The following is a 25,641-nucleotide window of genomic DNA, read 5'->3' on the forward strand; positions in this document are numbered from 1 at the left end:
CGTGTCAGAAGGCCTTGATCGCAGCCAGCCGGCGCAGCACCTGCTGGGCGATGTCGTTCTGCATGTCGCGGTACAGCAGTTCGGCCTCGCCTTCCTTGGCCAGCGCCGCCGTCTCGTTGTAGGTGATGTCGCGCGACTGCTGGATCTCGGTCGGCCCGAGCAATTCCTTGCCGCCCTGGCCCCGCACCCTGAAGCGCAGCGTCAGGATCAGCTGCAGTTCGCGCACCTGGCCGTCGGGCGTGGTCGAGAGCACGATGTTGTTGCGACTCTCGCCCAGGATCTCCAGCACCGCCTCGGCCTTGTCTGCCTGGTCGGCCGGCAACACCTCCAGGGTGCCGGCGGCCCGCAGCTGCCGCCGCAGGTAGTTCGAGAACGCGGAGGTCCCCATCACCGCGATGCTCTTGAACGCGAACTCCGGCGCCTTGCGCAACTCGAAGCCGCAGCCTGCGAGCACCATCGCGCCCGCGGCCGCCAGAAAGCCGCGGCGGTTGGATCGGCGTCTCATAGAACCACGTTCACCAGCCGGCCCGGCACGACGATGATGCGCTTGGCAGCGGCACCCGCGGCGTGCTGAACGAAATCCTCGCAGGCGAGCGCGATCTTCTCGATCTCCGGCTTGGTCGCCGCGGCCGGCACGCGCAGCGAGCCGCGCAGCTTGCCGTTGATCTGCAGCATCAGTTCAATCTCGTCGCGCGCCAGCGCGCTGGCGTCGACCACCGGCCAGGGCGCATCGAGCAGGCCGCCCTGGTCCTTGTCGTAGCCGAGCTGATGCCAGAGCGCGTGCGCGATGTGCGGTGTCGCCGGGTACAGGCAGCGCAGCAGGATGCCGAAGCCTTCGCGCACCGCGGCGCGGTTGCCGGCGTCGTCCGCGGCCGGCTTGAAGCCTTCCAGCGCGTTGAGCAGCTTCATCGCCCCCGACACCACCGTGTTGTACTGCATGCGCTGGTAGTCGTAGTCGATCTGGCGCAGCACGGTGTGGATCTCGTGGCGCAGCACCTTGGCCTCCTTGCCGAACACCGGCTGGCCCGCCGGCGCCGCCGCGGCGCCGGCGCCATGCTGCGCGACGCCGAAGTTCCAGACCCGGCGCAGGAAGCGGTAGCTGCCTTCGACCGCTGCGTCGTTCCATTCGAGCGTGGCCTCGGGCGGCGCGGTGAACATGGTGTAGAGCCGGGCCGTGTCGGCGCCGTACTTCTCGATCAGGTCCTGCGGGTCGACGCCGTTGCGCTCGGTCTTGCCCATCTTGCCGACGCCGCCGTATTCGAGCTTCGTGCCGTCGGCCAGCGTGCCGCCGACGATGCGCCCCTGCGCGTCGAGTTCCGGCGTGACCTCCGAGGGCGGGAAGTAGTTCTTGCCGCCCTTCTCGCCCCGGTTGTAGAAGATGTGGTTGAGCACCATGCCCTGCGTCAGCAGCTTGCTGAAGGGCTCGTCGACCTTCACCAGGCCGAGGTCGCGCATGACCTTGGTCCAGAAGCGGGCGTAGAGCAGGTGCAGGATCGCGTGCTCGATGCCGCCGATGTACTGGTCCATCGGCATCCAGTACTGCGCGCCGTCGGCCACCATGGCTTCGTCGTTCGTCGGATCGCAGTAGCGCATGAAGTACCACGAGCTGTCGACGAAGGTGTCCATGGTGTCGGTCTCGCGGCGCGCGGGCTTGCCGCAGACCGGGCACACGACGCCGGCATGGAAGCCTTCGTGCTTGATCAGCGGGTTGCCGTGGCCGTCGGGCACGCAGTCGGTCGGCAGCACCACCGGCAGGTCCTTCTCCGGCACCGGCACCGCGCCGTGCTCTTCGCAATGAATGATCGGGATCGGCGTGCCCCAGTAGCGCTGGCGGCTCACGCCCCAGTCGCGCAGGCGCCAGGTGGTCTGCATCTCGCCCAGGCCCTTCTGGCCGAGGGCATGCGCCACCGCCTTGACCGCCTCGGCATGGTGCATGCCGCTGAAGTTGTCGGAATTGATGGTCACGCCGCGCTGCTTGTCGGCGTACCAGTCCTGCCAGCGGTGGTAGTCGAAGTGCGGCTCATCGTCGACCAGCACGACCTGGATGATCTCGATGCCGTACTTGTTGGCGAAGGCGAAGTCGCGCTCGTCATGCGCCGGCACCCCCATCACGGCGCCGTCGCCATAGCTCATCAGCACGTAGTTGCCGACCCAGACCGGGACCTGCTCCTCGGTGATCGGGTGGGTCACGGTGAGGCCGGTCGGCACGCCCTTCTTTTCCTGCGTCGCCAGCTCGGCCTCGGTGGTGCCGCCGCCCTTGGCCTCGGCGATGAAGGCGGCCACCTTGGGGTTGGTCTTCGCGGCATGGACGGCCAGCGGATGCTCGGGCGCCACGGCGCAGAAGGTCACGCCCATGATGGTGTCGGCACGGGTCGTGAAGACGTACATGCGGCCGTCCTGGATCAGGTGGCCCTGGTCGTCCTTGATCTTGTGCGTGAACGCGAAGCGCACGCCTTCGCTCTTGCCGATCCAGTTCTCCTGCATCAGCTTGACGCGTTCGGGCCAGCCCGGCAACTTGTGCTGGGTGTGCTCGAGCAGTTCCTCGGCGTAGTCGCTGATCTTGAGGTAGTAGCCGGGAATCTCGCGCCGCTCGACCGTGGCGCCGGTGCGCCAGCCCTTGCCGTCGATCACCTGCTCGTTGGCCAGCACGGTCTGGTCGACCGGGTCCCAGTTGACCACCTGGGTCTTGCGGTAGGCGATGCCCTTCTCGAGCATCTTCAGGAACAGCCACTGGTTCCACTTGTAGTAGCTCGGATCGCAGGTGGCGATCTCGCGGCTCCAGTCGATCGCCAGGCCCATGGCCTGGAGCTGGCCCTTCATGTAGCCGATGTTCTCGTAGGTCCATTTCGCCGGTGGAACGCCGTTTTTGAGCGCTGCGTTCTCGGCCGGCAAGCCGAAGGCGTCCCAGCCCATGGGCATCAGGACGTTGTAGCCGCTCATGCGCAGGTAGCGCGTGAGCATGTCGTTGATCGTGTAGTTGCGCACGTGGCCCATGTGCAGCTTGCCGCTGGGGTAGGGCAGCATCGAGCAGGCGTAGTACTTCTTCTTGCGCGTGTCTTCGGTCACGCGGTAGGCATCGGCGGCGGTCCAGTGGGCCTGGGCGGCCGACTCGACATCGGCGGGTTTGTAGCTGGGGTTCATGGGCACTCGACAACGACCCGGCGCCAGGCGGCCGGGGGAAGGCGGATTATCGCGGGGAACTGATACTCGCCCCCGGGTTAGGCTCACTTCATGTAGCCCGTCCACCGCCTGCCTGGGGGCGAGCGGCATGCTTTTCGCATGCCACAATGAATTCGATTCCCTGGGGACATGCATGGCGAAGGACTGGTGGCGGGGCGCGGTGATCTACCAGATCTACCCGCGCAGCTTCATGGACAGCAATGGCGACGGCATCGGCGATCTGCCGGGGATCACGGGCACCTTGGGCCACGTGGCGGGCCTGGGGGTGGACGCGATCTGGATTTCTCCGTTCTTCCGCTCCCCGATGAAGGATTTCGGCTACGACGTCTCGGACTACCGGGCGGTCGACCCGATCTTCGGCACCCTGGCCGATTTCGACGCCCTGCTGGCCCGGGCCCACGGGCTCGGCCTCAAGATCATCATCGACCAGGTGCTGTCCCACACCTCCGACCAACATGCCTGGTTCGCCGCCAGCCGGGCCAGCCGCGACAACCCGCAGGCCGACTGGTACGTCTGGGCCGACCCCCAACCCGACGGCACGCCGCCCAACAACTGGCTCTCGGTCTTCGGCGGCTCGGCCTGGCAATGGGACTCGCGGCGGCGCCAGTACTACCTGCACAGTTTCCTGGCAGAGCAGCCAGACCTCAATTTCCATTGCCCCGCCGTCCAGGAGGCGCTGCTGGGCGAGGTGAAGTTCTGGTGCGAGCGCGGCGTCGACGGCTTCCGCTTCGATGCCTGCAACCACCAGTTCCACGATGCGCAATTGCGCGACAACCCGCCGGCCAGCGGTGGCGAGGTGAGCACGGTGCGGGCCGACAACCCCTATGCGATGCAGCAGCACCTGCACGACAAGAGCCAGCCTGAGAACCTGCTGTTCCTCGAAAAGCTGCGCCGGCTGCTCGACGGCTATGGCGCGGTCGCGCTGGGCGAGGTCGGCGACGAGGACGCGCCGCCCGTGATGGCGCGCTACACCGAACGCGACAAGCGGCTGCACCTGGCCTACAGCTTCAGCCTGCTGACCAGCGAACACAGCGCGCGCCACCTGCGGACCCAGGTCGAGGCGCTCGACAGCGCCCTGGCCAGGACCGACGGCTGGGGCTGCTGGGCGGTGTCGAACCACGACGTGCCCCGGGTCGCCAGCCGATGGAACGCCGCCGGCTCGGCCGACACCCGGCGCGACCGGCTCTGGCTGGCGCTGCTGCTGTCGCTGCGCGGCAGCGCCAGTGTCTACCAGGGCGAGGAACTCGGCCTGCCCGAGGCCGAGGTGCCCTTCGAGCTGCTGCAGGACCCGTACGGCCGCGCCTTCTGGCCCGAATTCAAGGGCCGCGACGGCTGCCGCACCCCGATGCCCTGGCGGGCCGACCAGCCGCACGGGGGCTTCACCGACGGGCTGCCCTGGCTGCCGGTATCGGAAGCCCACCTGGCACTGGCGATCGACCAGCAGGCCGGCGATCCGCGCTCGATGCTGCACTACAGCCGCGCCCTGCTGCACTGGCGCCGCACCCAGCCGCTGCTGCGGACCGGCGGCATGCGCTTCTTCGATGCGCCCGAACCCTTGCTGTGGTTCGAGCGGCGCGAAGGTGACAAGGCGCTGCAGGCGGTGTTCAATCTGTCCGACGCACCGGCGACGCTGCAACTGGACGCGCCGTTGGTGCCGCTGCCCGGATCGCCGTTCGCCGGCGCCGGACTCGACGGCCGCATGCTGACGCTGCCGCCCTATGGCGTTTTCATGGGAGAACCCCCGCATGCTGCCTGAAGCCGAAGTCCGCGCACTGATGCGCGCCGAACATGGCGACCCGTTCGCCGTGCTCGGTCCGCACGAGACGGACGAGGGCTTGTGGGTCCGCGCCCTGCTGCCGGGCGCGCAGTCCGTGGCCGTGCTGCACTCGGGCTCGGGTTGGCCGCTGGCCCAACTCGACCGCCAGGGCGACAGCGACCTCTTCGCCGCCCTGGTGCCGGCCTCGGAGGCCCGGCTCGGCTATCGCTTCGAGGTCGACTGGGGCGCGCACAGATCGGCGCTCGAAGACCCGTATCGATTCCCGCCGGTGCTCGGCGAGACCGACGTCTGGCTGCTGGCCGAGGGCACCCACCTGCGGCCCTACGAGCAGCTCGGCGCCCACCTGCGCGAGATCGACGGCGTGCGCGGCGTCGCCTTCGCGGTCTGGGCACCGAATGCGCGCCGGGTCTCGGTGGTCGGCGACTTCAACCAGTGGGACGGCCGGCGGCACATGATGCGCCTGCGGCGCGAGTGTGGGGTCTGGGAGATCTTCGCGCCGCACGTGGCACCCGGCGACGCCTACGAATTCGAGCTGCTCTCGGCCCAGGGCCAGGTGCTGCGCAAGGCCGACCCTTTCGGCTTCTCGGCCCGCCTGCGGCCCGACACCGCCTGTGTGGTGCAGCCGCTGCCGGCCCCCGTGGCCCTGCCGCCCGGACGCGCCGATGCCAACGCGCGCGACGCCGCGATCAGCATCTACGAGGTGCACCTGGGCTCCTGGCGGCGCAAGAACGGCCACGAATGGCTCGACTACCGCGAACTGGCCGACACCCTGGTGCCCTATGCCCGCGACATGGGCTTCACGCACATCGAGCTGCTGCCGGTCAGCGAGCACCCGTTCGACGGTTCCTGGGGCTACCAGCCGATCGGCCTCTATGCGCCGACCTCGCGCTTCGGCACGCCAAGCGACTTCCGCCACTTCGTCGAAGCCGCCCATGCGGCGGGCCTGGGCGTGATCCTCGACTGGGTGCCGGCCCATTTCCCGACCGACGTCCACGGGCTCGCCAACTTCGACGGCACCGCTCTCTACGAGTACGCCGACCCGCGCGAAGGCTTCCACAACGACTGGCAGACGCTGATCTTCAACTATGCGCGGGTCGAGGTGCGCAACTACCTGGTCGGCAACGCGCTGTACTGGCTCGAGCGCTATGGCGTCGACGGCCTGCGGGTCGACGCGGTGGCCTCGATGCTCTACCGCGACTACAGCCGCAAGGCCGGCGAATGGGTGCCGAACGCGCTCGGCGGCCGCGAGAACCTCGAGGCGATCGAGTTCCTGCGCCGCATGAACCGGGTGGTCGGCGTCGAGCGGCCGGGCGCCATGACCCTGGCCGAGGAATCGACCAGCTTCCCGGGCGTGACGCGGCCGCCCGAGAACGGCGGCCTCGGCTTCCACTACAAATGGAACATGGGCTGGATGAACGACACCCTGGCCTATGCCGGGATCAACCCGATCTACCGCAAGCACCATCACCAGCGGATCACCTTCGGCCTGATGTACGCCTTCAGCGAGAACTTCGTGCTGCCGCTGTCGCACGACGAGGTGGTGCACGGCAAGGGCTCGATGATCGGGCGCATGCCCGGCGACAACTGGCAGAAGTTCGCCGGCCTGCGCAACCTGTACGGCTACCTGTGGGCCTACCCGGGCAAGAAGCTGCTGTTCATGGGCGGCGAAATCGCCCAGTTCGCCGAATGGAACGCCGACCGCAGCCTCGACTGGCACCTGCTCGACCAGCCGGCGCACCAGGGAATTCGCCGGCTGGTGCGCGACCTCAACAACGTCTACCGGCACTTCCCGGCGCTGCACGAGCTCGACTGCGAGGGCGAAGGCTTCGAGTGGATCTGCCACGACGACGCCGACCACTCGGTGTTCTCCTTCGTGCGGCGGGCACGCGACGGCCGCTTCGTGGTGGCGGTATGCAACTTCACGCCGGTGCCGCGGATCGGCTATCGACTCGGGATGCCGGCGGACGGCACCTACCGCGAAATCATCAACACCGACAACCACGTCTACGGGGGCAGCGGCGTGGGCAACGGGCCGGTTGCCAGCGAGCCCGTGCACTGGCATGGCCGGGCACGCTCGATGGTGATGTCGGTGCCGCCGCTCGGAACCGTGATGTGGGTGCTCGCGTGAGGTCGGGGCAGCGCCCATGAACGACGGCACGCCCCTGCCGCTCGGCGCCACGGCGAGCCCCGACGAGGTCAATTTCGCGCTCGCTGCACCCAACGCCACGGCCGTGGAGCTGTGCCTGTTCGACGGCACCGGCGCCCACGAGCAGCAGCGCCTGCGGCTGCAGGCCCGGACCGACGGCGTCTGGCACGCCCGCCTGCCGGGTGCCCGGCCCGGCCTGGTCTACGGCTGGCGCGTCCATGGCCCCTGGTCGCCCGCCGAGGGGCTGCGCTTCAACCCCGCCAAGCTGCTGCTCGACCCCTACGCGCGCGAGATCGTCGGCCGCTATGGCGGCGAAGACCTGTTCCTGGGCCACGACCCCGCGCAGCCGCTGCAGCGCGATGCGCGCGACAACGCGGCCATCGCGCTCAAGGCCCGCGTCACGACCCCGCTGCCCGCGGCGCCGCCCGGGCGCAGCCGCATCCCGGCCGGTGAACGGGTACTGTACGAGGTCCATGTGCGCGGCCAGACCCGCCGCCACCCGGGTGTCCCCGAGGCCCTGCGCGGCAGCTACGCCGGCCTCGCCGAGCCGGTGGTGCTCGACCATCTGCAGCGCCTCGGCGTCACCACGCTGAGCCTGATGCCGGTCCAGCAGCGCGCCGACGAGTCTCGCCTGCTCGCCCTCGGCCTCAGCAACTACTGGGGCTACAGCACGATCGGCTGGTTCGTGCCCGAGGTCCGCTACTGGAGCGGCCGAGCCGGCACCACGCCGGCGAGCGAGTTCCGCGCCCTGGCCGATGCCGTCCATGCACGCGGCATGGAACTGGTAATCGACGTGGTCTACAACCACAGCGCCGAGACCGACGAGCTCGGGCCGACGCTGAGCCTGCGCGGCATCGACAACGCGCTCTACTACCACCTGCGCCCCGACGACCGGGCGCTCTACCAGAACTGGACCGGCTGCGGCAACTGCCTCAACCTGGCCGAGCCCAGGGCGCTCGCGCTGGTGATGGACAGCCTGCGCTACTGGGTCTGCGAGCTCGGCGTCGACGGCTTCCGCTTCGACCTCGCGCCGGTGCTCGCGCGCGGCGCCGACGGCGACTTCGACCCTCGCGCGCCCTTCCTCGCGGCCATCGCGCAGGACCCGGTGCTGGCGCGCACCTTGCTGATCGCCGAACCCTGGGACATCGGCCCGGGGGGCTACCGGCTCGGCGAGTTCCCGGCCGGCTGGCTCGAATGGAACGACCGCTTCCGCGATGTGCAGCGCGGCTTCTGGCTGCAGGGCATCGAGGGCCTGGGCGAATTCGCCCATCGCTTCACGGCCTCGAGCGACGACTTCAGGCGCAACGCCCGCGCGCCCACGGCCAGTGTCAGCTTCATCACCGCGCACGACGGCTTCACGCTGCGCGACCTGCTGAGCTACAACGAGCGCCACAACCTGGCCAACGGCGAGGGCAACCGCGACGGCAGCGGCCACAACCTGAGCCGCAATTGCGGCGTCGAGGGCGAGACCGACGACCCCGCCGTGCGCGCCGAGCGGCGGCGCCTGCAACGGGTGCTGCTGGCCGTGCTGCTGCTGTCGCAAGGCACGCCGATGCTGCTGGCCGGCGACGAAATCGGCCATACCCAGCGCGGCAACAACAACGCCTACTGCCAGGACAACGACACCACCTGGCTCGACTGGGACCGTGCCGACGGCGCCATGCCCGCCTTCGTCGCCCGCCTGCTGGCGCTGCGCCGCGAAGCCGCTCCCCTGCGCAGCACGCAGTGGTGGCCGGCCGAGGCCGTGCCGGGCACCACCGCGCTGCGCTGGCTGGCGCCGGAGGGCCACCCGATGCGCAACGAAGACTGGCAGGCCGGTGATCGCCGTGCAATGGCCATCCTGTTCGAGGCGCCGCCACCGGCCGAGCGCTGGCTGGTGCTGCTGAATGCCGGCACCGCCCCGGTCGGTTTCACCCTGCCGCCGGGCCGCTGGACCTGCCGGCTGGCCAGCGACGCGGCCGACGACGAGGCCGCGGCCCAGCGCCTCGATGCGACCCAGACGCTGGCGCCGGGCAGCCTCTGGGTCGCAAAAACATGAAGGCGCCGGCACCACGGTGCTAGGCTGGAATCACTCGAGAAAACCAACGGAGACATCTGATGGAAGACATCGCGCAACCGACCCTGCAGGCCCACCAACTCGTTCGCCGCACCATCGCCCTGGTGCTGGCCGGCGGCCGGGGCTCCCGGCTCAAGCAGCTCACCGACCGGCGGGCCAAGCCGGCGGTCTATTTCGGCGGCAAGTTCCGCATCATCGATTTCGCGCTGTCGAACTGCCTCAACTCGGGGATCCGGCGGATGGCCGTGGTGACGCAGTACAAGTCGCACTCGCTGATGCGCCACCTGCAGCGCGGCTGGAGCTTCCTGCGCGCCGAACTCAACGAAATGGTCGACGTGCTGCCGGCCCAGCAGCGGGTCGGCGACGAGCACTGGTACCGCGGCACGGCGGATGCGGTCTACCAGAACCTCGACATCATCCAGACCCGCTCCACGCCGCATGACTACGTCGTGGTGCTGGCCGGCGACCATGTCTACAAGATGGATTACTCGATCATGCTGACCGACCACGTCGCCAGCGGCCGCGGCTGCACGGTCGGCTGCATCGAGGTGCCGCGCATGGAGGCCACGGCCTTCGGCGTGATGGATGTCGACGAGAACCGCAACATCACGGCCTTCCTCGAGAAGCCCGCCGACCCGCCTGCCATGCCGGGCAAGCCCGACATGGCGCTGGCCAGCATGGGCATCTACGTCTTCGATTCCGAGTACCTCTACCAACTGCTCGAGGAGGACAGCGCCAACCCCGTCTCGGACCACGACTTCGGCAAGGACATCATCCCCCGCGCGGTCGCCGAAGGGCGGGCGCTGGCCCATCCTTTCGGCATGTCCTGCGTGACCCGGGCCAGCCGCGGCCCCGGCGCGGCCGCCTACTGGCGCGATGTGGGCACGATTGATGCATTCTGGGCAGCCAACCTCGACCTGGCCTCGATCACCCCGGAGCTCGACATCTATGACACCGACTGGCCCATCTGGACCTACCAGCGGCAGCTGCCGCCGGCCAAGTTCGTGCTCGACCGCGACGGCAAGCATGGCATGACGGTCAACACCATCGTCTCGGGCGGCTGCATCGTCTCGGGCTCCAAGGTCAGCAGCTCGGTGCTGTTCTCGGGCGTGCGCATCCATTCGTTCTGCGAGATCAACGAAGCCGTGCTGCTGCCCGACGTCGAGGTCGGCCGCGCCTGCCGGCTCAACAAGGTCGTGATCGACCGCGCCTGCGTGATCCCCGACGAGATGGTGATCGGCGAGGACCCGGCCGCCGACGCCGCGCGCTTCGAGCGCACCGAGGGCGGCGTGGTGCTGGTGACGCGCGAGATGCTCAAGCGCCTGGCGCCCTGAGACCGATGAGGATCCTCCAGGTCAGCGCCGAACTGTTTCCCCTGCTCAAGACCGGAGGCCTGGCCGACATCGCCGGCGCCCTGCCGCTGGCGCTGATGGCGGCCGGCCAGGAGGCGCGGGTGCTGCTGCCGGGCTTCCCCGCCATCCTCGCCGGCGTCGCCGATGCGGCGCCGGTGGCCGAGCTGACTGCGCCCTGGGGCGAGCGGGCACGGCTGCTGCTCGGCCGGATCACCACCGCCGGCGCGCCCGACACGCCGGCCTACGTCATCGATGCGCCGGCGCTCTACGACCGTCCCGGCAATCCCTATGAGGACCCGCGCCGCCAGCCCTATGCCGACAACCACCGGCGTTTCGCGCTGCTCGGCTGGGCCGCGGCACAGCTGGCCCAGGGGCTCGACCCTGGCTGGCAGCCCGACATCGTGCATGCGCACGACTGGCACGCCGCCCTGGCACCGGCCTACATGGCCTTCGCGCCGCGCGGGCGGCAGCCGCGCGCCGGCAGCGTCTTCACGGTCCACAACCTGGCCTACCAGGGCCTGTTCGCCGCTTCGCATTTCGCCGAACTCGGCCTGCCGGCGGCGGCCTTCTCGATCGACGGCCTCGAATACCACGGCCAGTTGTCGTTCATGAAGGGCGGCCTGTGCTTCGCCGACCGCCTCACGACCGTCAGCCCGACCTACGCGCGCGAGATCCAGACGCCCGAGCAGGGCTGCGGCCTCGACGGCCTGCTGCGAAGCCGGGCCGAGGTGCTGACCGGCATCCTCAACGCGGTCGACGACCAGGTCTGGAACCCGGCCACCGACGCGCTGATTCCGCACCGCTACGACCTGCGCCGGATGACCGGCAAGGTGCGCAACAAGGCGGCGCTCCAGGAAGAGCTCGGCCTCGCGCCCCAGACCCATGCCCCGCTGTTCGTGCTGGTCAGCCGGCTGACCGAGCAGAAGGGCCTGCACCTGGTGCTCGAAGGCCTCGACGGGCTGCTCGCACAAGGCGGCCAGCTGGCCCTGCTGGGCAGCGGCGACGCCTGGCTCGAGGCGGCGTTCAAGCAACGCGCGGCCCACGCGCCGCAGTCGGTCAGCGTCACGCTGGGCTACAGCGAAGCGACCGCCCACCGGCTGTTCGGCGCCGGCGACGTCACGCTGGTGCCCTCGCTGTTCGAGCCCTGCGGCCTGACCCAGATGTACGGGCTGAAGTACGGCAGCCTGCCGCTGGTGCACCGGATCGGCGGCCTGGCCGACACGGTGGTCGACGCCACGATCGAGGACCTGGCCAGCGGCGAGGCCACCGGCTTCGCGTTCGACGATTTCGGGGCCGAGGGCTATGCGCGCGCGGTGCGCCGCGCCTTCGCGCTCTACCAGCGCCCCGCCGACTGGCGCGCCGTCCGCGCCAGCGCCATGCGCCGCCCCGCCGACTGGGGCAGCGCCGCCGCGCAATACCTCGGCGTCTATGCCGCGGCCCTGAACCCACGCCCCTCCCCACCGCCATGAACATCGAAGACTTCAAATACGACCACCCCGACCGCGACGTCGCAGCCTTCAAGCGCGCGGTCGCCAACAAGCTCATCTATGCGGTCGGCAAGGACCCGTTCGCCGCCAGCCCCGACGACTGGCTGCACGCCACCGCGCTGGCGGTGCGCGACCAGCTGGTCGAGCGCTGGATGGGCACCACGCGGGCGCAGTACGCGCAGAAGCTCAAGCGCGTCTACTACATGTCGATGGAATTTCTGATCGGGCGCACCTTCACCAACGCGCTGCTGGCGCTCGAGCTGCAGGGCACCGTCAAGCAGGCGCTGGCCGACTTCGGGGTCGACATCCAGGCGCTGTCCGAGCGCGAACCCGACGCCGCCCTCGGCAACGGCGGCCTCGGCCGGCTGGCGGCCTGCTTCCTCGACTCGATGGCCACGCTGGGCGTGCCGGGCATGGGCTACGGCATCCGCTACGAGTACGGCATGTTCCGCCAGCGCATCGTCGATGGCCAGCAGGTCGAGCAGCCCGACTACTGGCTCACGCGCGGCAACCCCTGGGAGTTCCAGCGGCCCGAAGTCACCTTCCGCGTCCGCTTCGGCGGCCACGTGCAGCGGCGCGAGGGCATCCACGCACCCTACGGCGCGGCCAACTGGGTCGACACACACGACGTGCTGGCGATGGCCTACGACACCATCATCCCGGGCTACGGCACCCAGGCCACCAACACCCTGCGCCTGTGGTCGGCCAAGGCCACCGAGGAGATCGACCTGTCGGCCTTCAACCGCGGCAACTACATGGAGGCCGTGGAGAGCAAGAACCACTCCGAGAACGTCTCGCGCGTGCTTTATCCCGACGACTCCACGCCCTCCGGCCGCGAGTTGCGGCTGCACCAGGAATACTTCTTCGTCAGCGCCAGCGTGCAGGACCTGCTGCGCCGCTACCTGCGCAACCACACCACCTTCGACGACCTGCCCGACCAGGTCAGCATCCACCTCAACGACACCCATCCGGTGCTTGCGGTGCCCGAGCTGATGCGCCTCCTGATCGACGAGCACAACCTGCCCTGGGACACCGCCTGGGCCCACACCCAGAAGGTCTTCAGCTACACCAACCACACGCTGATGCACGAGGCGCTCGAGACCTGGCCGGTCGAGATGTTCGGCCGCATCCTGCCGCGCCACCTGCAGATCCTGTTCGACATGAATTCGCGCTTCCTGGCCGAAGTCACCCAGGCCCACGGGCACGATGTCGAGCTGCTGCGGCGGCTCTCACTGATCGACGAATCGGGCGAGCGGCGGGTGCGCATGGCCTACGTGGCGGTGCTCGCGAGCCACTCGATCAACGGCGTCTCGGGGCTGCACTCGGAGCTCATGAAGCAGTCGATCTTCGCCGACTTCAACAGCCTGTTTCCCGAGCGCTTCAACAACAAGACCAACGGCGTCACGCCGCGGCGCTGGCTGGCGCAGGCCAATCCGCCGCTGGCCGCGCTGCTCGACGCCCGCATCGGCCGCGGCTGGCGGCGCGACCTGACGCAATTGCAGGCGCTGCGGCCGATGGCGCAGCAGCCGGCCTTCGTGCGGGCCTTTCGCCATGCCAAGCGCGAGAACAAGCTGCGGCTGGCCAACTGGGTCGACGAGCACCTGCGCATCGACATCGACACCGACGCGCTGTTCGACGTCCAGGTCAAGCGCATGCACGAGTACAAGCGGCAGCTGCTCAACGTGCTGCACGTGGTCACGCGCTACCACCGCATCCTTGCCGATCCGACGGCCGGCCATGTGCCGCGCGTGATCGTCTTCGCCGGCAAGGCGGCCTCGGCCTACCAGATGGCCAAGCTGGTGATCCGGCTGATCAACGACGTGGCCAAGGTGATCAACGAGGACGAGCGGGTCGGCAAACTGCTGAAGGTGGTGTTCCTGCCGAACTACAGCGTCAGCCTGGCCGAGATCATCATGCCCGCGGCCGACCTGTCGGAGCAGATCTCCACCGCCGGCACCGAGGCGTCTGGCACCGGCAACATGAAGTTCGCGCTCAACGGCGCGCTGACCATAGGCACGCTGGACGGCGCCAACGTCGAGATGCGCGACAACGTCGGCGCCGAGAATTTCTTCATCTTCGGCAACACCACGCCGGAGGTGGCCCAGATCCGCGCCAGCGGCTACCACCCGCGCGGCATCTACGAAGCCGACCCGGAACTGCAGCGCACGCTGGACAGCATCCGCGACGGCCTGTTCTCGCCCGCCGAGCCGGCACGCTACCAGCAGATCTTCGACGCCCTGGTGAGCTGGGGCGACCACTACCTGCTGCTGGCCGACTACGCGAGCTACATCGAGGCCCAGGCCAAGGTCGACGCGCTGTACCGCGACGCCGATGCCTGGACCCGGATGGCGATCCTCAACGTGGCGGGCATGGGCGAGTTCTCGTCGGACCGGACGATCGCGCAGTACGCGCACGAGATCTGGAAGACCAGGCCGGTGGCGCTGGGGCCGGCCGCGGAGGCCGCTACGGTTTCTTCGGCGGCGCCTCGGTGACGAAGCCGATGCGGCTCAAGCCTGCCTTGTTGGCGATGCCCATCAGTTCGACCACGCGGCCGTAGGGCACGCTCTGGTCGGCCCGCAGCTGCACCTCGGTGTCGCGGCTGCCGGCCGCGGCCTTGGCCAGGCCGGCGGCGAGTTCGTCGGTGCTGACCGCCTGGTCGTCCAGGTACACCTTGCCCGCCGCATCGACCACCAGCGTGACGAACCTCGGCGTGTCGCCGGGCTGGCCGGCGTCGGTGCGCGGCAGATCGAGCTTGATCGAGCTGGCCATCAGCGGCGCGGTGATGATGAAGATCACCAGCAGCACCAGCATCACGTCGACCAGCGGCGTCACGTTGATGTCCGACAGCGGCCGCTGGCCGCCGGCGCCGGTCGAGCGGCCGCCGCTGGCGGCGCTGCCGAGCGAGGTGCGACCGAAGGCCATGTGCGGGCTCCTTGGCGCCTAGGCCGGCATCGGCCGCGCCGGCGGCAGGGGGGCCTCCCGCGATGCAGGCTCGCCGAACATGCCGAGCAGGTCGTGGGCGAAGCCCTCGAGCTCGGCCTCGATGCGGCCGACCACCCGGCCGAAGACGTTGTACGCCAGCACCGCCGGGATCGCGACCGCCAGGCCGAAGGCGGTCATGATGAGCGCCTCGCCGACCGGCCCCGCCACCTTGTCGATGGTGAAGCCGCCGGTCTCGGCGGCAATGGCCACCAGCGCGCCGTAGATGCCCCAGACCGTGCCGAGCAGCCCCACGAAGGGCGCCGTGGCGCCGACCGTGGCCAGCAAGATCTGCCCGGCCTGCAGCCGGCGCAGGGCCGCGTGCAGGGCGTCGCGAAGGATCCGTGTCAGGCGCTGGGTGCGGTCGACCTTGCCGCCGAGCGTCGCGCCCTCGGCCGGCAGCGCCAGCCGGTTCAGGGCGCGCACCGCCGGCAGCACCATCAGCGCCCGGTCGAAGGCTTGCAGGCGCGCTTCGGCGTCCTGCAGCGACGCCGACTGCCAGAAGGCCGCAATGCTGCGCAGCACGTCGCGCGTGCCCCCGCGCAGCAGCCAGGCCTTCCAGAGGATCACGACCCAGCTCGCCACCGACATCGCGAGCAACAGCGCCGCCACCGCGCGGCTGACGCCGTCGCCATGGCGGAGCAACTCGAGGATGCTCATTGAATGACCTCCGTGCTTCGCACTGCGGTGCGAGCCCCCTTCGGAACGGCCGGGCGCGGGCTCATGCCGGGCCGGTCCTCAGCGCAGGCCGAGGACGTCGAACATGTCGAACAGGCCCGCCTTCTGGCCGGCCAGGAAGCGCACCGCACGCAGGCTGCCCTGGGCGTAGGTCGCGCGGCTGGACGACTTGTGGCTGATCTCGATGCGCTCGCCGGTGCCGGCGAACAGCACGGTGTGATCGCCGACGATGTCGCCGCCGCGGATCGCCGAGAAGCCGATGCTCGAGGGATCGCGCTCGCCGGTGATGCCCTCGCGCGCGTAGACCGCGCAGTCCTTGAGGTCGCGGCCCAGCGCCTCGGCGATCACCTCGCCCATCTTGAGCGCGGTGCCCGAGGGCGCATCGACCTTGTGGCGGTGGTGGGCCTCGATGATCTCGATGTCGTAGCCGGTGGCGAGCGCCTTGGCCGCCATCTCGAGCAGCTTGAGCGTGACATTGACGCCGACGCTCATGTTGGGCGCCATCATGATCGCGATGTCCTGGGCGGCATTGGTGATCTCGGCCTTTTGCGCGTCGCTGAAGCCGGTGGTGCCGATCACCATCTGCACCCCGAGTTCGCGGCAAACCGCCAGGTGCGCGAGCGTGCCCTCGGGCCGCGTGAAATCGATCAGCACCTGCGCATCGGCCAGGCCAGCGCGCAGGTCGGAGACGATCGGCACGCCGCTCGCGGCACCGAGGAAGGCGGTGGCGTCGTTGCCGATCGCCGGGCCACCGGCGACATCCAGCGCACCGGCCAGGCGGCAATCGGGCGTCTCGCGCACGGCCTCGATCAACATGTGGCCCATGCGGCCGGAAGCGCCGGCGATCGCCACACGCCGGAGTTGGGAATTGGAAGCGGAGGAGTCGGTCACGCGTTTCAGCCTCTGGAAATGCGGAAGAACGGAAAGGAGCGGGCAGGCCGGAGGTCCCGGCCAGGGTGCGCGCTCAGCGCGTCGATTCGAGCGGCGGGTAGACCGCCGGCAACGGCGGCTGCGGCGCGGTGGGTGCCGGCTGGCTTTCCGCCGGTTTTTCCTTGGGCGGATCGAACTTCTTGAGCTGGTCGTCGGTCGCCTCGAGCGGCGGCACCGAGCCACGGCGCTTGCGGGTGTCGAGCTGGGCGACGAATTCCTCTTCGCTCGGCATCGGGTCGCCCTCGAAGCGCTCGAGCAGTTCACCGTTGAAATACAGCGTCAGGCGGCGCTGCTGGGCCTCGACGCCCTGGCGCCGGATCGTGAATACGTAGTCCCAGCGGTTGGAATGGAAGACATCGGTCAGCAGCGAGGTGCCGAGGACTTCGCGCGCCTGCTGGCGCGACATGCCGGGCTTGAGGGCCTCGACCTGCTCCTTGGACACGAAATTGCCTTGGACCACCTCGACCTTGTAGGGCGTGACGGCCGTGAGTGCACCGCGCGCGCTGTCGCCGACACTGCTGCAGGCGCCCAGGCACAGGCTCGCGGCGACGGCGCCGAGGAGCAGCCATGGGCGGCGTTGGGAAATGGCGGGCATGGGAAAAGGGTTGGGCGATATGATCGAATCATTGTAGCGGCTGGCCCCCGGCGGGCCTCGCCCGCCTGGCCGGCGGAGGAACGACCCATGGGCAACATCGACGAACTCAAGAACACCGGCCTCAAGGCCACCCTGCCACGCCTGAAGATTCTCGAGATCTTCCAGAACGGCAATCAGCGCCACATGACCGCGGAAGACGTCTTCCGCGTGCTGCTCAACGACCACTCCGACATCGGCCTGGCCACGGTCTACCGCGTCCTGACGCAGTTCGAGCAGGCCGGCATCCTCGAGCGCAGCCACTTCGAGAGCGGCAAGGCGGTCTACGAGCTCAACGAAGGCAAGCACCACGACCACCTGGTGTGCACCGGCTGCGGCAAGGTCGAGGAGTTCTACGACGCCGAGATCGAGCGCCGCCAGCAAATGATCGCCAAGGACAAGGGCTGGATCCTGCAAGACCACGCCATGTCGCTTTACGGCCTCTGCGCGGATTGCGTAAGCAAGCGCTGACTCTCGTTCGCCCTCGGGCGGGTCAATCGTCGTCGCGCGCGCTTTCCATCGCCTTGTGGTGGCGCGCCACGAAATCGGCATAGGTGTCGATGCCGCGCAGCTGCAGGATCGAATTGCGCACCGCGGCCTCGACCAGCACCGCGATATTGCGCCCGGCCACCACCTGGATGATCACCTTGCGCACCGGGATGCCCAGCACGTCCTGGGTCAACGGCGCCGACGGCATGCGCTCGTAGTCGCGCTCGAAGCTGTCGCGCCGCACCAGGTGCACGATCAGCTTGAGCCTCATCTTCCGCCGCACGGCGGTCTCGCCGAAGATCGCCCGGATGTCCAGCAGGCCGATGCCGCGCACCTCCAGCAGGTTCTGCAGCAGTTCGGGGCAGCGGCCCTCGAGCGTGGTCTGGTTGATGCGATAGAGGTCGACCGCATCGTCGGCCACCAGGCCGTTGCCGCGCGAGATCAGCTCCAGGCCGAGTTCGCTCTTGCCCAGCCCCGACTCGCCCGTGATCATCACGCCCAGGCCCAGGATGTCCATGAAGACGCCGTGCATCGAGGTGCGCTCGGCGAAATGCTTCGACAGGTAGGCCCGCAGCAGGTCGATCACGAAGGCCGACGACTCGCGGGTCGCGAACAGCGGCAGCTGGGCGCGCTCGCAGATCGACAGCAGCTCGTCGGGCGCCGGCTGGCCATCGGCCAGCACCAGCATCGGCGGCTCCAGCGTGACGATGCGCGCGATCCGCCGGGCGCAGTCCTGCAAGGTGCCGCGGGTCAGGTAGGCGACTTCGCGGGCGCCAAGGATCTGCACCCGGTACGGGTGGATGTAGTTGAGGTAGCCGACCAGGTCGGCGGCCGACTGGGCGCGGCTGATGACGTCGGGGTCGAACTGCCGTTCGGAGGCGCCGAGCCCGGCCAGCCACTCCCAGCGCAGCGAGCCGCGGAACTCCTCGAACATCGCATCGGCGCTGATGACGGTCGGCTTCATGTCCGAACCCGTCCGGCGCCGAAGAAGTTCAAGCCACCTGTGCGGACTGCCATCCGGCGATCAGGGCGTGCAGTGCCGCCGCATCGGTGCTGGACTTGATCTGCTCGCGCAGATTGGCATCGCTCAGCAGCTCGGCGATTTCCGAGAGTATTTCCAGATGTTTCTGGGTCGCGGCTTCCGGCACCAGAAGGAAGATCAGCAGCACCACCGGCTGTTCGTCCGGGGCGTCGAAGCCGATCGCGTTGGCGAGCTGGAACACCGCGGCCATCGGCGACTTGAGGCCCTTGATGCGGCCGTGGGGGATCGCCACGCCGTGGCCGAGACCGGTTGAGCCCAGGCGCTCGCGCGCAAACAGGCTGTCGGTGATCAGGGCGCGTCCGAGACCGTGCAGGTTCTCGAACAACAGCCCTGCTTCTTCAAAAGCACGCTTCTTGCTAGTGGCGTCGACGCTCACGAGCACTTGAGCGGGCGGCAGGATGGACGCGAGTCGGTTCATGTTGGGGCGGGGGCGATTATGCACCCACCCTGGAAAAAGCAAAGGGCCGCCTGACGGCGGCCCGCAAGAGTATTTGCCCGAACAGCGGAACTACATCACGCGCTTGGGGGCGGCGTGGTGGTGATCCTGCAGGCGGTCCTTGTGGCGCACGACCTGGCGGTCGAGCTTGTCGACCAGTTCGTCGACGGCGGCATAGAGATCAGCGTGGCTCGACTCCGCGAACATGTCGTTGCCCTTGACGTGGATATTGCATTCGGCCCTTTGCCGGCGTTCCTTTTCCTTCTGCTTTTCCACCGTGAGGATCACCTTCACATCGACCACCTGGTCGAAATGCCGGGTGATCCGGTCCAGCTTGCTCGTAACGTAGTTGCGCAAAGCAGGTGTGACGTCGAGGTGATGACCGCTGATCGTCAAATTCATGAATGACCTCCTGGAATTGACGGTTGGGGAAATGGCCGCGCCCCTGGAAGTAGAGGCGTGGCCGGGGAATCGAAAGGGGAATGAGGGGAAGGAGAGAGGGGAAAGAGGGGGAGGGAGAGAGAGGCTTCGAGTCACTATGCCCATGCTGTCATCGAATTGCAATCCCTTCGTGCCAGGGGTCTGCGCCAGATCAAATGCAGTTTGTCACACGCTATCGATTTGATAGCCAACAAGCGCCGGACGGCGCGGCCGACCGGCGCCACTGGAAACAAACCCAGGCTCATGCGAGGGGGCTTTCGACCCCGCAGTCCGAAGGGACAGGAAGCCGCCGCCGGCCGCGCGTTCAGCGCCAGGCGGCGCGCATCCGGCTCAGCAGGTCGATCGTGGCGGCCGGCGGCGGCACGTGCGGCGCGCGCTCGGGCGGCGGCGGCCAGGTCTGCTGCTCGAAGCGCTGGGCATCGGCGGCCGGAATGAAGCGGGTGCGGCCCGCGTACAGGTGGCGGTCGCCGCGCGCCGCCTGCTGCGTCACGTAGAAGCGCTGCGGCACCAGCAGGTGCAGGTGGTCGCGGGCACGGGTCATGGCGACGTACAGCAGCCGGCGCTCTTCTTCGAGCTCGCGGGCGCCCTGAGCCACGTCGGCCGGGATGCAGCCGTCGACCACGTTGAGCACGTGGACCGATTTCCACTCCTGGCCCTTGGCGGAGTGGATGGTCGACAGGATCAGGTAGTCCTCGTCGAGCAGCGGCGGGCCGGGACGATCGCTGGTGGCCTCGGGCGGGTCGAGCGTGAGCTCGGTCAGGAAGCGCTCGCGCGAGCCGTAGCCGGCGGCCAGCCGGGCCAGCTGCTCGACGTCGCCGCGCCGCACGGCGGCATCGTCGTGCAGCCGCTCCAGGTGCGGGAGGTACCAGTCGAGCGCCAGCTCCATGTCGGCCGGCCAGGGCAGCCCCGGGGCGCGCAACGCGGCGTAGGTGGCTGCGAAGCGGGCCCATTCGACCTGCGCCGCGGCCGGCGGCACGAAGTCCCGCACCGCGGCGCCCGGATCGCCCGCCTGGTCCATGGCATCGAGCAGCCGCGCCGAGCTGACCGGGCCGATCCCCGGGATCATCTGGGTGACCCGGAAGCCGGCCATCCGGCCGCGCGGATTCTGGGCGAAACGCAGCACCGCGAGCAGGTCCTTGACGTGGGCCGCCTCCAGGAACTTGAGGCCACCGTATTTCACGTAGGGGATGTTGCGCCGCGCCAGTTCGAGTTCGAGCGCGGCGCTGTGGCTGGAGGTGCGGAACAGCACCGCCTGCGACTTCAGCGCCAGGCCGCCCTCGCGATGGGCCAGCACCCGGTCGGCGACCCAGCAGGCCTGCTGCGCTTCGTCGGGCACCAGCACCAGCTGCGGCCTGCCTGCCGAGGGCTTGTCGGTCCACAGGGTCTTGGCGTGCCGCTCGGCGGCGCCGGCGATGAGCGCATTGGAGACGTCGAGGATCGGCTGGGTCGACCGGTAGTTGCGCTCCAGCGTGACGATCCGCGCAGGCTGGCCGAATTGATGCGGAAAGTCGAGGATGTTGCGGACCGTCGCGCCACGGAACGAATAGATCGACTGGGCGTCGTCCCCGACCACGGTCAGGCCGCGGCCATCGGGCTTCATGGCGCGCAGGATGGCCGCCTGCAGCAGGTTGGTGTCCTGGTATTCGTCGACCAGCACGTGGTCGAAACGGCCCCCCACCTCCTCGGCCAGCGCGGGCTCGGCAACCATCGCCGACCAGTAGAGGAGCAGGTCGTCGTAGTCGAGCACCTGCTGCTGCTGCTTGGCCTCGACGTAGGCGCCGAACAGCCGCTTGAGCTCGGCCTCCCATTCGGCGCACCAGGGGAAGGCCTCTTTCAGCACCTCGTCCAGTGGCGCGCAGGTGTTGACCGTGCGCGAATAGATCGACAGGCAGGTGCCCTTCTGCGGAAAGCGCCGCGTGCTGGACGACAGGCCGAGGTCGTGGCGCACCAGTCCCATGAGGTCCTCGGCGTCGCCGCGGTCATGGATGGTGAAGTTCTCGCCCAGGCCGATCTGCGCCGCGTACGCGCGCAGCAGCCGGGCGCCGATGCCGTGGAAAGTGCCGGCCCAGGGCAGTGCCGGCGGCGACTGCGAGGCCAGGCCCAGCACGCGCTGCAGCACCTGGCCGGCGCGGCGCTCCATCTCCTGCGCCGCGCGGCGTGAAAAGGTCAGCAGCAGGAGGCGCTGCGGGTCGGCGCCGCCGGCGATCAGGTGCGCCACGCGGTGCGCCAGCGTGCTGGTCTTGCCCGAGCCGGCGCCGGCGATGACCAGCAGCGGACGCGCGTCCTGCTGCGCCGGGCCCAGGGCGGCGTCGACGCCGTGCAGGACCGCGGAGCGCTGGGCCTCGTTGAGGATCGCGAGCGCTTCAGCCAGCCGCTCGGCCTGGCTTCCGGCCGCGGGAGGAAGAGGGGTGGCAAGGCGCTGCATCGACGCAACTGTACTGTATGTCCGTCCAGTCGGACAGCGGCGGCACCGGGGACCGGATGACATAATCGCGCCTCGCTGCAATCGGAGACTCACGCATGGAAATCGATCCGTCTCGGCAGCTTTCACTTCCCCTCTGACGCGCCGTTGGCGAGGGAGTTGAAAGCGCCCCGCCCCTCGCCCCAACGCCAGACATTTCAAGGGAGTGAGCCATGCTCAACATCTTCACGCTTGCCAACGGCCGCCTCGTCCAGGAAGAGATCGAGGCCCTTGAAGAGCTGTCCAAGTTCCAGCCGATCTGGGTCGACCTCGAATCGCCGACGGTCGAGGAAAAGCGCTGGATCAAGCAGTACTACGGCCTGTCGATCCCCGAAGACGCGATGGACGAGGACATCGAGGAGTCGGCCCGCTTCTACGAGGAAGACAACGGCGAGCTCCACATCCGCAGCGACTTCCTGATCGCCGACGACGAGAACCCACGCTCGGTGCGCGTCGCCTTCATCCTGAACCAGCACAACACCGAGCTGCGCAGCCGCGGCGTGCTGTTCTCGATCCACGACGAGGACGTGCCGGTGTTCCGGCTGCTGCGCATGCGCGCGCGGCGTGCCCCGGGGCTGATCGAGGACGCCAAGGAGGTGCTGCTGAAGCTGTTCGACGCTGACGCCGAGTACTCGGCCGACACGCTGGAGAACATCTACGACGAACTCGAGATCGCCGGCCGGAAGGTGCTCTCGGGCAACGTCAGCGACGAGTTGGCCGGCGAGGTGCTGGGCCTGATCGCGCGCCAGGAAGACTTGAACGGGCGCATCCGCCGCAACGTGATGGACACCCGCCGCGCCGTGAGCTTCATGATGCGCAGCCGGATGCTCAACGCCGAGCAGTTCGAGGAGGCGCGGCAGATCCTGCGCGACATCGAGTCGCTGGACAACCACACGGCCTTCCTGTTCGACAAGATCAACTTCCTGATGGATGCGACCGTCGGTTTCATCAACATCAACCAGAACAAGACCATCAAGATCTTCTCGGTGGCGAGCGTCGCGCTGCTGCCGCCGACCCTGATCGCCAGCGTCTACGGCATGAACTTCAAGTTCATGCCCGAAGTCGACTGGAGCTACGGCTACGCGTATGCGATCGTGCTGATGATCATCAGCGCGCTGGGGCCGATGTGGTACTTCCGCCGGCGGGGGTGGCTCAAGTAGCCTCGTCTTGCTCGTCGGGCGGCGGCAGGGTCGCCAGCCACCCATCGATCAGCGCCAGGCTGTAGCGGCTCGCGACCACCGAGACGAAGCGCGTGAAGTCGCCGTGCGCCGCGTCGTCGGCGCGGTCGGAGATGGTGCGCACCGCGGCGAAGGGCACGCCGAAGTCGTGGCACACCTGGGCCACCGCGGCGCCTTCCATCTCGACCGCCAGCGCATCGGGCAGGTCGTTGCGCAGCGCGCTGCTTTCGGCGGCGGACGACACGAAGCGGTCGCCGCTCACCAGCAGGCCGCGGTGCACCGCGGGCGCGGCCAGCCCAAAATCCTCTACCGCCTTCTGGCCCAGCAGGCCCACCGTGTCGGCCAGCACGCCGGCGGCCACCGCGGCCAGCGCGTCGCTGATCGCGGTGTCGGCCGCGAAGCGTGCATGGCCGGTGAGCGGCACCTCGTACTTCGGGAAGATCGGCGAGGCATCGAGGTCGTGCTGCAGCAGCCGGGTGGCGACAACCACGTCGCCGACCCGGACACCCGGCGCCAGCCCGCCGGCGACGCCGGTGAAGACGATCGCCTGCGCCTGGAAACGCTCGAGCAGCACGGTGGCCGTGAGCGCCGCCGCGACCTTGCCGATGCGCGACAAGACCGCCACCACCGGCTGCCCCTGCAGATGGCCGACCCAGAAGTCGCGCCCCGCCACGCGCACGCGCTGCTCGTCCGGCATCTGCGCCAGCAGCGCAGCCAGTTCCTCGTGCATCGCGGCGACGATGGCGATCGTCATTGCTTGATGTCGACCCCGTAGAAGATGTGGCGCCCGAAGGGGCTCACCTTGAAGTCGACGACCTCCTTGCGCACCGGCTTCAACTGCACCGCGTGCGCGATCGTGAACCAGGGCGCCTGCTCCTTGAAGACCACCTGCGCCTTCTTGTAGAGGGCCTCGCGCTCGGCCTGCTTGGGCACGTTCTTGGCCTTGACGACCAGTTCCTCGTAGGGCTGGTAGCAGAACTTGGCGACGTTGCTGCCGTTCGACTGCGCCGAGGCGCAGCCCAGGAGCGTATACATGAAGTTGTCCGGATCGCCGTTGTCGCCGGTCCAGCCCAGCATGCCCATCTGGTGCTCGCCGGCCTGCATGCGCTTGCGGTATTCGCCCCATTCGAAGGTCTTGATCTCGGCCTTGACGCCGACCTTGGCCAGGTCGGCCTGCATCAGCTCGGCGATCCGCTTGGCGTTCGGGTTGTAGGGCCGCTGCACCGGCATCGCCCACAGGTCGGTCGTGAAGCCGTCCGGGTAGCCGGCCTGCGCCAGCAGCTTCTTGGCCGCTTCGGGATCGTAGGGATCGTCCTTGATGGCGTCGTTGTAGGACCACATGGTCGGCGGGATCGGGTTCTTGGCGGCGACGCCGGTGGTCAGGTAGACGCCATCGATGATGGCTTTCTTGTTGATCGCCATGTTGAGCGCCTTGCGCACCCGCACGTCGTCGAAGGGCTTCTTCTGCGTGTTGTAGGCCAGATAGCCGACATTGAGGCCGGCCTGCTCGAGCACCTGCACGTTCGGGTCCTTGCGGATGGCGTCGAGGTCGGCCGGGTTCGGGTAGGGCATGACGTGGCACTCGCCCTTCTGCAGCTTGGCCCAGCGCACCGAGGCATCGGGCGTGATGGCGAAGATCAGGTCGTCGATCTTGGCCTTGCCGCCCCAGTACTGCGGGAAGGCCTTGAAGCGCACGATCGCGTCTTTCTGGTACTGGACGAGGTAGAACGGTCCGGTTCCGATCGGGTCCTGGTCGATCTTCTCGGGCGTGCCGGCCTTGAGCATCGCGATCGCGTATTCCTTCGACTGGATGCCCGCATAGGGCATCGCGAGGTTGGCGAGGAACGGCGCCTCGGGCTTGTTGAGCACGAACTTGACCGTGTGGTCGTCGATGCGGTCGATGGACTTCAAGAGCTTGGGCATGCCCATGTCGTTGAAGTACGAGTGGTTCGGGCTGGTGACCTTGAAGTAGGGATCGTTCTCCTTCCACTGCCGCTCCATCATGAAAATGACGTCGTCGGCGTTGAAGTCCCGCGTCGGCTTGAAGCTCTTGGCCGTGTTGTGCCACTTGACGCCCTGGCGCAGCTTGAAGGTGTACTCGGTGCCGTCGGGCGAGATGGTCCAGCTCTCGGCCAGGCCGGGCACGACCTTGGTGGTGCCGCGCTCGAAGTCGACCAGGTTGTTGTAGACCTGGGTGGTGGCGTCGAAGGAGGTGCCGGTGGTGTTCACAGCGGCATAGAAGTTCTCGGGGCTGCCCTCCGAGCAATAGACCAGGGTCTTGGCCGCTGCGCTGCCGCAGGCCAGCGCGATCGCGGCCGGCGCCAGCAGCGCGGCCGCGCGGACGCGGCGCGAGAGAGGGGACGTGGTGGGCATGTCGT

20 protein-coding genes are annotated in these 25,641 nt (G+C 68.6%); 8 read left to right on the plus strand and 12 right to left on the minus strand.

Annotation, left to right across the window (positions count from 1 at the left end; genetic code table 11):
• Positions 1-4: 4 nt before the first annotated feature.
• Together QZH52_RS16960 and leuS are read right to left on the minus strand one after the other, a co-directional pair.
• A complete protein-coding gene (locus tag QZH52_RS16960) occupies positions 5-505 on the minus strand; it encodes an LPS-assembly lipoprotein LptE (RefSeq protein ID WP_301811072.1) in 501 nt (166 codons plus the stop codon).
• Positions 502-3,141: a leucine--tRNA ligase gene (gene leuS / locus QZH52_RS16965; protein WP_301811074.1), complete on the minus strand. Its 2,640-nt coding sequence runs from the start codon at positions 3,139-3,141 to the stop codon at positions 502-504. The genes QZH52_RS16960 and leuS overlap by 4 nt, the downstream gene beginning before the upstream one ends.
• A 172-nt stretch (positions 3,142-3,313) precedes the next feature.
• On the opposite strand from leuS, the gene QZH52_RS16970 reads away from it, so the two are divergent.
• The 6 genes from QZH52_RS16970 to QZH52_RS16995 are packed head-to-tail and all read left to right on the plus strand — an operon-like array spanning position 3,314 to position 14,490.
• A complete protein-coding gene (locus QZH52_RS16970) occupies positions 3,314-4,936 on the plus strand; it encodes an alpha-glucosidase (RefSeq protein ID WP_301811078.1) in 1,623 nt (540 codons plus the stop codon).
• Positions 4,926-7,085, plus strand: a complete 2,160-nt coding sequence (glgB, locus tag QZH52_RS16975) for a 1,4-alpha-glucan branching protein GlgB (protein ID WP_301811081.1) — start codon at positions 4,926-4,928, stop codon at positions 7,083-7,085. Before QZH52_RS16970 ends, glgB begins: the two co-directional genes overlap by 11 nt.
• 16 nt (positions 7,086-7,101) lie before the next feature.
• Complete coding sequence (glgX, locus tag QZH52_RS16980) at positions 7,102-9,141, plus strand: glycogen debranching protein GlgX (RefSeq protein WP_301811084.1); 2,040 nt, start codon at positions 7,102-7,104, stop codon at positions 9,139-9,141.
• 59 nt (positions 9,142-9,200) lie between these two features.
• Positions 9,201-10,493 carry a glucose-1-phosphate adenylyltransferase gene (gene glgC / locus QZH52_RS16985; RefSeq protein ID WP_301811086.1) on the plus strand — a complete coding sequence of 431 codons (1,293 nt, stop codon included), beginning with the start codon at positions 9,201-9,203 and terminating at the stop codon, positions 10,491-10,493.
• A gap of 5 nt (positions 10,494-10,498) precedes the next feature.
• A complete protein-coding gene (gene glgA / locus QZH52_RS16990) occupies positions 10,499-11,980 on the plus strand; it encodes a glycogen synthase GlgA (protein ID WP_301811089.1) in 1,482 nt (493 codons plus the stop codon).
• A complete protein-coding gene (locus QZH52_RS16995; RefSeq protein WP_301811091.1) occupies positions 11,977-14,490 on the plus strand; it encodes a glycogen/starch/alpha-glucan phosphorylase in 2,514 nt (837 codons plus the stop codon). Before glgA ends, QZH52_RS16995 begins: the two co-directional genes overlap by 4 nt.
• Here QZH52_RS16995 and QZH52_RS17000 read toward each other — a convergent pair.
• From QZH52_RS17000 to QZH52_RS17015, 4 genes are all read right to left on the minus strand, one after another.
• The gene (locus QZH52_RS17000; RefSeq protein ID WP_301811094.1) at positions 14,462-14,920 is read right to left on the minus strand and encodes an ExbD/TolR family protein; all 459 of its coding nucleotides are present in this window, start codon (positions 14,918-14,920) and stop codon (positions 14,462-14,464) included. The two genes, QZH52_RS16995 and QZH52_RS17000, sit on opposite strands and share 29 nt — an antisense overlap.
• Before the next feature lie 18 nt (positions 14,921-14,938).
• Complete coding sequence (locus QZH52_RS17005; protein ID WP_301811097.1) at positions 14,939-15,637, minus strand: MotA/TolQ/ExbB proton channel family protein; 699 nt, start codon at positions 15,635-15,637, stop codon at positions 14,939-14,941.
• A gap of 78 nt (positions 15,638-15,715) precedes the next feature.
• Positions 15,716-16,546: a 4-hydroxy-tetrahydrodipicolinate reductase gene (gene dapB / locus QZH52_RS17010; RefSeq protein WP_436411595.1), complete on the minus strand. Its 831-nt coding sequence runs from the start codon at positions 16,544-16,546 to the stop codon at positions 15,716-15,718.
• A gap of 73 nt (positions 16,547-16,619) precedes the next feature.
• Positions 16,620-17,180: an outer membrane protein assembly factor BamE gene (locus QZH52_RS17015; protein ID WP_301811099.1), complete on the minus strand. Its 561-nt coding sequence runs from the start codon at positions 17,178-17,180 to the stop codon at positions 16,620-16,622.
• Positions 17,181-17,267: 87 nt separating this feature from the next.
• Between QZH52_RS17015 and fur the strand changes: the two genes are divergently transcribed.
• The gene (fur, locus tag QZH52_RS17020) at positions 17,268-17,687 is read left to right on the plus strand and encodes a ferric iron uptake transcriptional regulator (protein WP_286533540.1); all 420 of its coding nucleotides are present in this window, start codon (positions 17,268-17,270) and stop codon (positions 17,685-17,687) included.
• Positions 17,688-17,709: 22 nt separating this feature from the next.
• Here fur and hprK read toward each other — a convergent pair whose 3' ends face one another.
• The 4 genes from hprK to QZH52_RS17040 all read right to left on the minus strand — a co-directional run bounded on the left by hprK (position 17,710) and on the right by QZH52_RS17040 (position 22,049).
• Entirely contained in the window at positions 17,710-18,669 is a 960-nt protein-coding gene (gene hprK, locus QZH52_RS17025; protein ID WP_301811103.1) for an HPr(Ser) kinase/phosphatase, read from the minus strand.
• 28 nt (positions 18,670-18,697) lie between these two features.
• On the minus strand, positions 18,698-19,165 hold the full coding sequence (locus QZH52_RS17030) for a PTS sugar transporter subunit IIA (RefSeq protein ID WP_286372102.1): 468 nt from the start codon (positions 19,163-19,165) through the stop codon (positions 18,698-18,700).
• Between the two features lie 90 nt (positions 19,166-19,255).
• Complete coding sequence (gene hpf, locus QZH52_RS17035) at positions 19,256-19,585, minus strand: ribosome hibernation-promoting factor, HPF/YfiA family (protein ID WP_093381418.1); 330 nt, start codon at positions 19,583-19,585, stop codon at positions 19,256-19,258.
• Positions 19,586-19,928: 343 nt separating this feature from the next.
• The gene (locus QZH52_RS17040; RefSeq protein WP_301811113.1) at positions 19,929-22,049 is read right to left on the minus strand and encodes an ATP-dependent helicase; all 2,121 of its coding nucleotides are present in this window, start codon (positions 22,047-22,049) and stop codon (positions 19,929-19,931) included.
• A 209-nt stretch (positions 22,050-22,258) separates the two neighbouring features.
• On the opposite strand from QZH52_RS17040, the gene corA reads away from it, so the two are divergent.
• The gene (corA, locus tag QZH52_RS17045) at positions 22,259-23,245 is read left to right on the plus strand and encodes a magnesium/cobalt transporter CorA (RefSeq protein ID WP_286519890.1); all 987 of its coding nucleotides are present in this window, start codon (positions 22,259-22,261) and stop codon (positions 23,243-23,245) included.
• Here the strand turns inward: corA and QZH52_RS17050 are convergent.
• Both QZH52_RS17050 and QZH52_RS17055 read right to left on the minus strand, forming a co-directional pair.
• Entirely contained in the window at positions 23,238-24,017 is a 780-nt protein-coding gene (locus tag QZH52_RS17050; RefSeq protein ID WP_301811116.1) for a 5'-methylthioadenosine/adenosylhomocysteine nucleosidase, read from the minus strand. The two genes, corA and QZH52_RS17050, sit on opposite strands and share 8 nt — an antisense overlap.
• Complete coding sequence (locus QZH52_RS17055) at positions 24,014-25,636, minus strand: ABC transporter substrate-binding protein (protein WP_301811119.1); 1,623 nt, start codon at positions 25,634-25,636, stop codon at positions 24,014-24,016. The genes QZH52_RS17050 and QZH52_RS17055 overlap by 4 nt, the downstream gene beginning before the upstream one ends.
• Positions 25,637-25,641: the final 5 nt, after the last annotated feature.

The sequence above is a fragment of the Variovorax ginsengisoli genome (genome assembly GCF_030486595.1).
In the GTDB taxonomy this organism is placed as follows: domain Bacteria; phylum Pseudomonadota; class Gammaproteobacteria; order Burkholderiales; family Burkholderiaceae_C; genus Variovorax; species Variovorax ginsengisoli_B.